Source organism: Dietzia sp. 111N12-1 (assembly GCF_001658045.1).
Taxonomy (GTDB): Bacteria; Actinomycetota; Actinomycetes; order Mycobacteriales; family Mycobacteriaceae; genus Dietzia; species Dietzia kunjamensis.
Genome location: NZ_LSSV01000091.1, coordinates 1 through 1,387, shown reverse-complemented (window position 1 = coordinate 1,387; position 1,387 = coordinate 1). Strand labels below are relative to the sequence as shown.

Genomic DNA, 1,387 nt, shown 5'->3' with positions numbered 1-1,387 from the left:
CCTGCATCGTCACACGCCCCAGGACCCCTACATTTTGTGCCTCACCGCATCACCGGCGAACCCCAGCTACGCACTCCGGATCCGGAAGGGCCACTTATCGCTCGGCTACAGGACGCCGGTCGTGGTCCAAATCGTCGATGGTCAAGGTAGGCCTCTTTCCAGGAGGTAGTGCAGAGTCAGCTGCTGACCGAGCCATAGAAGTGCAGGATCGGCGGCTGGTTCTCGGTATCGAGCGACTCCGACATGTCTAGGGTGCCGTCGGTAAGCGCTGCTCCGAGGCGGTCGACGGTGTCGGCGAGATCGTGGGTTTCGATCTCGTACATTGTCAGATACCTAGTCGGCGGGGCGCCAGAAGCATCGACAAGTTGTTCTTCGGCATACCGGTAACGTTTTCCCGAGACCACACCAGCAATTCGGTCAACGACTTGCGGTATGTGGATGTCGTCATACCAGCGGTTGAACTCGTCCTCCAGATTGTCCTTGGGCTGGACGTGGGCTATCAGAATTGCGCGAACTATGTTATCGGGCATTGTTGATGTCCTTCCAGTGTGAGGTTTCGCTACTGTGGCCGTAGCGAGGCTCGTCGCAGCTTTCCAACTTCGTTGCGCGGAAGCGCATCGACGAAGGTAACGACACGCGGCGATGCATACTTGCCCACATGTTGTGCGACAAGGTCTTTGAGTTGGCGGGTTAGTTCGTCGACGTCTATTCCGGGTTGTGGAGCCACTACGACGGCTCGCACCACATCACCGCGAGCATGATCGGCGTAGGCGACCGCGGCAGCTTCTGTGATTGCGGGGTGCTTGAGAATCGCATCCTCCACCTCGACCGGACTCACGTTATGTCCAGAGGTGATGATCATGTCGTCCGCTCGTCCCTCGATCATCCATCGCCCCTCGCCGTCGATGCGGGCTCGGTCTTCGGTGACAAAGACCTCACCGTGCCAACTTTGCTGCCACTGCGCAGGGGCATTTTCGTAACCTGCGGACATCTGATGCCGCGGTCGACGAACGGCGATGAGCCCGGGCTCATCTGCAAGCGATGGCGAACCGTCTGGGCCGACTAGAAAGGGATCGAAGCCCGGAATCGGGTGGGTGAGCATTCCCGGTCGTGCTGTCGGGCCGGGCCCGAAAGCGTCCCCTAGAACCATGCCGACCTCCGAGAGACCGTATCCGTTGCGGACTATCGGCGCGCCGGTCGATTCCCAGGAACTGGCCACAGTAGCGGTGAGCGGTTCACCTGCGGCGGCGACTGTGCGCAGCGTCTGAGGCACCCCGATCTCCGAAAACACCGGAGCCAGCCGACGGATCGCCGATGGTGCCGTCGCGAGCACACTCGCCTTGGTCTCGACAGCGACCCGGTGCCATGCTTGGGGATTGAAGGGTCC

At 60.7% G+C, this 1,387-nt stretch carries 2 protein-coding genes; both read right to left on the bottom strand.

Features of this window, described 5'->3' with window-relative positions; genetic code table 11:
• Positions 1 to 176: 176 nt before the first annotated feature.
• Entirely contained in the window at positions 177 to 530 is a 354-nt protein-coding gene (locus tag AYO52_RS16025) for a hypothetical protein (protein WP_006898361.1), read from the bottom strand.
• Between the two features lie 29 nt (positions 531 to 559).
• Positions 560 to 1,387 (bottom strand): AMP-binding protein (locus AYO52_RS18000; protein ID WP_156523656.1); only part of this gene is annotated, 828 nt, incomplete at its 5' end.